The organism is Streptomyces sp. MnatMP-M17, from assembly GCF_900091995.1.
Lineage (GTDB): Bacteria > Actinomycetota > Actinomycetes > Streptomycetales > Streptomycetaceae > Streptomyces.
Map to the genome: position 1 here is coordinate 1 of NZ_FMDK01000848.1, position 6,032 is coordinate 6,032.

The window sequence follows — 6,032 nt, forward strand, 5'->3', positions numbered from 1 at the left end:
CCCCCCTGCCGCTGCCGCCGCTGTCACAGGCACCGTCGCCGGGAGCGGCTCCCGTACCTGCTCCGTCGGCGCGACCGCCGCGTACACGTCCTCGCGGGTGATGATCCCGTCCTGGCCCGACGGCGTGACCGTCGTCAGGTCCACTCCGAGATCCTTGGCGAGCTTGCGCACGGGCGGCTTGGCCAGCGGCCGTCCGCCACTGGGCGCACCCACGACCGGCGTTGCACGGCCGTTCAGCTCCGCCTGAATCGCGGCGGCAGCGGCAGCGGAGACAGAAGCGCTCGCCTGCTCAGGTACGGACGCTCCCCTGCGCGGGCGCCGCTTCGTGGACGCCTCCGCCACTCCGTAGCCGACCAGCACCGGCTGACGGCCCGTCGGCTCCTCGGCGGCCGGTCCCTCGGCAGCCGCGGGCAACGAGGGTCCAGCCGGCGCCGCCTCGGCCGGCTCACCGCTCCCCGGCGCCACATCCACCGTGATGATGGACACGCCGACATCGACCGTCGTGCCCTCCTCGAACCGCAGCTCGTGCACCACGCCGTCGTACGGAATGGGCAGCTCGACGGCCGCCTTCGCCGTCTCGACCTCGCACACCACCTGGCCGTCGGTCACCGCGTCGCCCGGCTGTACGTACCACTTGAGGATCTCGGCCTCGGTCAGGCCCTCGCCCACATCGGGCATCCTGAACTCGCGGTAGCGGTCCGGGGCGCCGGCAGCCGATGGGCCGGTGGAGGTATCAGCAGTCATGGTCACGGCACTCCTCAGTACGCGAGCGAGCGGTCGACGGCGTCGAGCACCCGGTCCAGGCCCGGGAGGTACTCGTCCTCCAGCCGGGCCGGCGGATAGGGCGAGTGGTAGCCGCCGACCCGCAGCACCGGTGCTTCAAGATGGTAGAAGCACCGTTCCGTGATCCGGGCGGCGATCTCCGCTCCCGAGCCGTAGAAAACGGGCGCCTCGTGCACCACGACCAGTCGGCGCGTCTTCTCCACCGACGTCTGGATCGTGTCGAAGTCGATCGGGGACATCGAGCGGAGATCGACGATCTCCAGCGACTTGCCCTCCTCCTCGGCCGCCGCGGCGGCTTCGAGACAGACCTTCACCATCGGGCCGTACGCGACGAGCGTGAGGTCCGCTCCCTCCCGCGCCACCCGCGCCCGGTGCAGCGGGCCCGGGATGGCCTCGGTGTTGACCTCGCCCTTGTCCCAGTAGCGCCGCTTCGGCTCGAAGAAGATCACCGGATCATCGGTCTGGATAGCCTGCTGCATCATCCAGTACGCGTCCGACGCCGTGGACGGCGAGACGATCTTCAGACCGGCCACATGCGCGAACAGCGCCTCGGGCGACTCGCTGTGGTGCTCGACCGCGCCGATGCCGCCGCCGTACGGGATACGGATCACCACGGGCAGCTTGATCTTGCCCAGCGCGCGGGCGTGCATCTTCGCGAGCTGGGTGACGATCTGGTCGTACGCCGGGAAGACGAAACCGTCGAACTGGATCTCCACCACCGGGCGGTAACCGCGCAGCGCGAGACCGATGGCCGTGCCGACGATGCCCGACTCGGCGAGCGGCGTGTCGATGACCCGGCCCTCGCCGAAGTCCTTCTGGAGCCCGTCCGTGACGCGGAAGACACCGCCGAGCTTGCCGACGTCCTCGCCCATGATCAGAACCTTGGGGTCGGTGTCGAGGGCCTTGCGGAGCGACTCGTTGATCGCCTTGGCGATCGGAAGCTTCTGTACGGTCATGATCAGCGATCCCCCTCGTGAACACCCGCGCCACCGGAAGCGCCCGCGCCACCGGCACCACCGGCCACGCCCGTGACGCCCGCCGCGGCGATCGCCGCGTCCGCAGCCGGATCCGCGTCCACGAACGACGCCTGGTACGCCGCGAACTGCGCACGCTCCTCGTCGACGAGCGTGTGCCCGTCGGCGTAGACATGGTCGAAGATCGCCATCGGGTCCGGGTCGGGCATCGCCCGTACCACCTCTCGTACCCGCTTCCCGAGCGTCTCGCTCTCCTCGTCCAGAGCCGTGAAGAACGCCTCGTCCGCGTGGCCCTCCCGCTCCAGATACCGGCGCAGCCGCAGGATCGGGTCCTTGGCCTCCCAGGCCTCGCGCTCCTCGTCCGCGCGGTACTTGGTCGGATCGTCGGAGGTGGTGTGCGCGCCCATGCGGTACGTGAACGCCTCGACCAGTGTGGGTCCCTCGCCCCGGCGCGCCCGCTCCAGCGCGGAGCGCGTCACGGCCAGACAGGCCAGTACGTCATTGCCGTCGACCCGGACGCCCGGGAAGCCGTAGCCCTGCGCGCGCTGGTAGAGCGGCACCCGGGTCTGCTTCTCGGTCGGCTCGGAGATCGCCCACTGGTTGTTCTGGCAGAAGAACACGACCGGCGCGTTGTAGACCGCCGAGAAGGTGAACGACTCGGCGACATCGCCCTGGCTGGAGGCGCCGTCACCGAAGTACGCGATCACGGCCGAGTCCGCGCCGTCCTTGGCGACGCCCATGGCATAGCCCGTGGCGTGCAGCGTCTGCGAGCCGATCACGATCGTGTAGAGATGGAAATTGTTGCTGTTGGGGTCCCAGCCGCCGTGGTTCACACCGCGGAACATGCCCAGCAGATTGGTGGGATCGACGCCACGGCACCAGGCGACGCCGTGCTCACGGTAGGTCGGGAAGACATAGTCGTCGTCGCGCAGCGCGCGGCCCGAACCGATCTGCGCGGCCTCCTGGCCCAGCAGCGACGCCCACAGTCCCAGCTCGCCCTGGCGCTGGAGCGCCGTGGCCTCGGCATCGAAACGGCGGGTCAGGACCATGTCCCGGTGCAGCCCGCGCAGCTCCTCCGCCGTCAGGTCGATCTGATAGTCCGGATGCTCGACGCGCTCGCCCTCGGGGCTGAGCAGCTGTACGAGCGGGGGCTCGGAACTCTGCGGCTGCGGCGTCCTCTTCGCGCTGGCGCGCTTGGTGCCGCTGCTGCGTCGCGGTTTGCGCGCGGCAGCAGTGCTCTCCACGGTCACGTGCGTGCTCCTCCGTCTGTCCGGCCCCCGGGATCCGCCGGGAACCAGTGCGGCTCGCCTGGACCCGCCACGGGCACGGGGTGGGTGCGACGCGGTCGGGACAGGCGTGACAGGTGCCCCGGCGAGCGCTCTGTCACAGGCACGTTACCCAGTGGGCCGCAATACTGCGAAACCCCATCTGACCTGCAATTTTGCTTGGATTTCCAAGTAAATCGACAAAGTCTGGAACAACCACTGGTCACAGCCTCGCAGGCCGCCGGAACAACGGCACGTTATCCCGCTGATCTGCGGCAGGGAAGGGCAGGGAGGAAGTCAGTGTGTGAGACTGAATTCTGTGCACCAAGAAGGAAAAATCACGGTATTTCTAGTTGATGACCATGAAGTCGTCCGTCGGGGTGTCTACGAACTTCTCTCCGTCGAGGACGACATGGAGGTCGTAGGCGAAGCGGGCACGGCGGCGGACGCCATGGCACGGATCCCGGCGACGCGCCCGGATGTGGCCGTGCTGGACGTCCGGCTGCCGGACGGCAGCGGAGTGGAGGTCTGCCGCGAGATCCGTTCGCAGGACGAGAGCATCAAGTGTCTGATGCTCACCTCCTTCGCCGACGACGAGGCGCTCTTCGACGCGATCATGGCCGGGGCCTCGGGTTATGTACTCAAGGCGATCCGCGGCAACGAGCTGCTGACGGCGGTACGGGACGTGGCGGCGGGCCGCTCGCTGCTCGATCCGGTGGCCACGGCGCGGGTGCTGGAGCGGCTGCGCAGCGGCAGCGGCCCCAAGGGCGACGACAAGCTGGCCGCGCTCACGGACCAGGAGCGCAAGATCCTGGATCTGATCGGCGAGGGCATGACCAACCGGGCGATCGGCGAGCGGCTGCATCTCGCCGAGAAGACGATCAAGAACTATGTCTCCAGCCTGCTCTCCAAGCTGGGGATGGAGCGGCGGTCCCAGGCGGCGGCTTATGTGGCGCGCCTCCAGGCGGAGAAGAACTGAGCCGGCGGCGCGGCGGAGCCGGCCGGATGTGGGCACCCGGGTCAGCCGGCCACCTGGGTCACCTGTTGCGTTGGGTCACCCGGTCGGCCGTGGTACCGCGTCAGGCCCTGCCCTAACCGGGACCAACGTCCCTCGGTTGAAGGGCCGCGTCCTCTGTTGACAAGGCGGTTCCGTGACGGAGAGTGGACAACATGTCCACCGAGGAAATCCGTGCCATAGAGCTGCTCACCCGCGTGTCGTACGGACGCGTCGCGACGAGCATGCGGGCCATGCCGTTCGTGGCTCCCGCCCGCCATGTGGTCACGGGCGGCTCGGTCCTGCTGCGGATGCACGCCGGTCACGGCTACCACCGGGCCTGCGGCGGCGGAGTGGTGGCGTACGGCGCGGACAACTTCAGCAGCGACGAGCCCGACCGCTGGTCGGTGCAGTTCACAGGGACGGCCGAGATCATCCAGCCGACGGCTCCTGAGCTGGAACTGTTCGGCGGAGGCCCGCACCGGGTGGACGGAGAACCGTTCGATCCGGTGTATATGCGGCTTGTACCACAGTTCGTCACCGTACATATGCTCGACTATTCCCGAGAGCGACGTAGCCAACACGCTGCGTGATCTAACATCTGGCAAGTGCCGCGCTCATATGAAATCGCTGCGCCTGCTGCGACCGTTGTCATCCCTCAGCCCGTTGCCGCTCGTGCCAGCCATGCAAACCACGCAAGCCCTGTTCCCGTAAGCCTCGTAAGCCCCGCGAGTCCCGCCGGCTCCGCAAGTCCCGCCGGCTCTGTAAGCCTCGCAGTCCCCGTAAGCCCCGTAAGACCCGTAGGTCCCGTAGGTCCCGTAAGCCCGGTGTTACCCTTAGCCACCGCGATCCCCGGCGCGCGCGCCGGTCATTCCGCTCCTCCCATCCGTACGCTGCTCCGCCGCTACCGGAACACGGGCGAGCCGCTGTCCTGCGAACCTGTCGCCCAAGGGCTGCTCAATCACGGCTACCGGGTCCGCACCACGCGCGGCTCCTACTTCCTCAAGCACCATCTCGACGGCGATCACCAGGCCATCACACGCCAGCACCGCGCCACCCAGCGGCTCCAGACGCTCGGCGTGCCCGTCGCACCGCCCGTCGAGAACGCCGACGGCGACACCGTCTCGGTCATCAAGGGCCGCTGTTACGCCCTGCATCCCTGGGTCGAAGGGCGCCATCGCGACGGCGCCCAGCTCACGGCCGTCGAATCACGGCACCTCGGCGGGCTCCTCGGCCGGGTGCACACCAGTCTGGAGCGGGTGATGGAGCCGGATCCCGCGCCGCTCGCGTACGACAGCCTCTACGACAGCCCTGACCCGGCCGACACCTTCGAGCTGATCGACGAACTGCTGGCGCTGGCCCGTGGCCGTACGCCTCGGGATCCCTTCGACGCCCTCGCCGAACACCGTCTCGTGGAACGCCGCGATCTGCTGGAACGCCATGCCCACCGCCGTCCGCGCCCGGGTGCCGAGCCGGCCACGGGCTGGGTGCACGGCGACTTCCATCCGCTGAATCTGCTCTACCGGGACGGGGAGCCGGCCGCGATTGTCGACTGGGACCGGCTCGGCGTACAGCCACGGGCCGAGGAGGCCGTACGGGCCGCGGCGATCTTCTTCGTACGGCCGACGGGCGAGCTGGAGCTGCCGAAGGTACGGGCGTACGCGCGCGCCTACCGCCGCGCCGCCGGAGCCGCCGCCTCCGAACTGGCCGCGGCCGTCCACCGGGTGTGGTGGGAGCGGCTGAACGACTTCTGGGTGCTGCGCTGGCGCTATCAGCTCGACGACCGGAGGGCCGACCCGCTGTTCGCTGCGGTGTCGGCCCTCGCGGTGTGGTGGACAAGGGAGTACGGGGCGGTCTGCGAGGCCTTCGCGGGCTGACCTCCGTACCGGTCCCGGGGCGCCCCCGGGACCGGGACCCTGGTGCGCCCCGACAGGGACCGGGTAGCGCGCCCAGGAAGAGTGATCGGGGCGATCGGCCGCCGGTGCCTCAGCCCTGCCGGCGCCTCAGCCGCCGGTG

Annotated in this window: 6 protein-coding genes; 3 read left to right on the forward strand and 3 right to left on the reverse strand. The window is 69.3% G+C overall.

All coding sequences use genetic code 11. From position 1 onward, the window contains the following. From GA0115259_RS31835 to pdhA, 3 genes are all read right to left on the reverse strand, one after another. Nucleotides 1–744 (reverse strand): biotin/lipoyl-containing protein (locus GA0115259_RS31835; protein WP_176732723.1); only part of this gene is annotated, 744 nt, incomplete at its 3' end. Between the two features lie 14 nt (nucleotides 745–758). Continuing rightward, on the reverse strand, nucleotides 759–1,739 hold the full coding sequence (locus tag GA0115259_RS31840) for an alpha-ketoacid dehydrogenase subunit beta (protein ID WP_093603406.1): 981 nt from the start codon (nucleotides 1,737–1,739) through the stop codon (nucleotides 759–761). A gap of 2 nt (nucleotides 1,740–1,741) precedes the next feature. Next, nucleotides 1,742–3,007 (reverse strand): pyruvate dehydrogenase (acetyl-transferring) E1 component subunit alpha, encoded by a 1,266-nt coding sequence (pdhA, locus tag GA0115259_RS31845; RefSeq protein ID WP_370748927.1) that lies wholly within the window; start codon nucleotides 3,005–3,007, stop codon nucleotides 1,742–1,744. A 334-nt stretch (nucleotides 3,008–3,341) separates the two neighbouring features. Here pdhA and GA0115259_RS31850 point away from each other — a divergent pair, with 334 nt between their 5' ends. The 3 genes from GA0115259_RS31850 (at nucleotide 3,342) to GA0115259_RS31860 (ending at nucleotide 5,893) form a co-directional block, all read left to right on the forward strand. After that, nucleotides 3,342–4,001 (forward strand): response regulator, encoded by a 660-nt coding sequence (locus tag GA0115259_RS31850; protein ID WP_093603408.1) that lies wholly within the window; start codon nucleotides 3,342–3,344, stop codon nucleotides 3,999–4,001. Nucleotides 4,002–4,192: 191 nt separating this feature from the next. After that, nucleotides 4,193–4,609: a pyridoxamine 5'-phosphate oxidase family protein gene (locus GA0115259_RS31855; protein WP_093603410.1), complete on the forward strand. Its 417-nt coding sequence runs from the start codon at nucleotides 4,193–4,195 to the stop codon at nucleotides 4,607–4,609. Between the two features lie 234 nt (nucleotides 4,610–4,843). Further along, the gene (locus GA0115259_RS31860) at nucleotides 4,844–5,893 is read left to right on the forward strand and encodes a phosphotransferase (protein ID WP_093603412.1); all 1,050 of its coding nucleotides are present in this window, start codon (nucleotides 4,844–4,846) and stop codon (nucleotides 5,891–5,893) included. The last annotated feature ends 139 nt before the right edge of the window (nucleotides 5,894–6,032 follow it).

Coding starts and splice junctions, on each gene's coding strand:
- GA0115259_RS31855 (WP_093603410.1), top strand. CDS start 4,193: ATGTCCACCGAGGAAATCCGTGCCATAGAGCTGCTCACCCGCGTGTCG.
- GA0115259_RS31840 (WP_093603406.1), bottom strand. CDS start 1,739: ATGACCGTACAGAAGCTTCCGATCGCCAAGGCGATCAACGAGTCGCTC.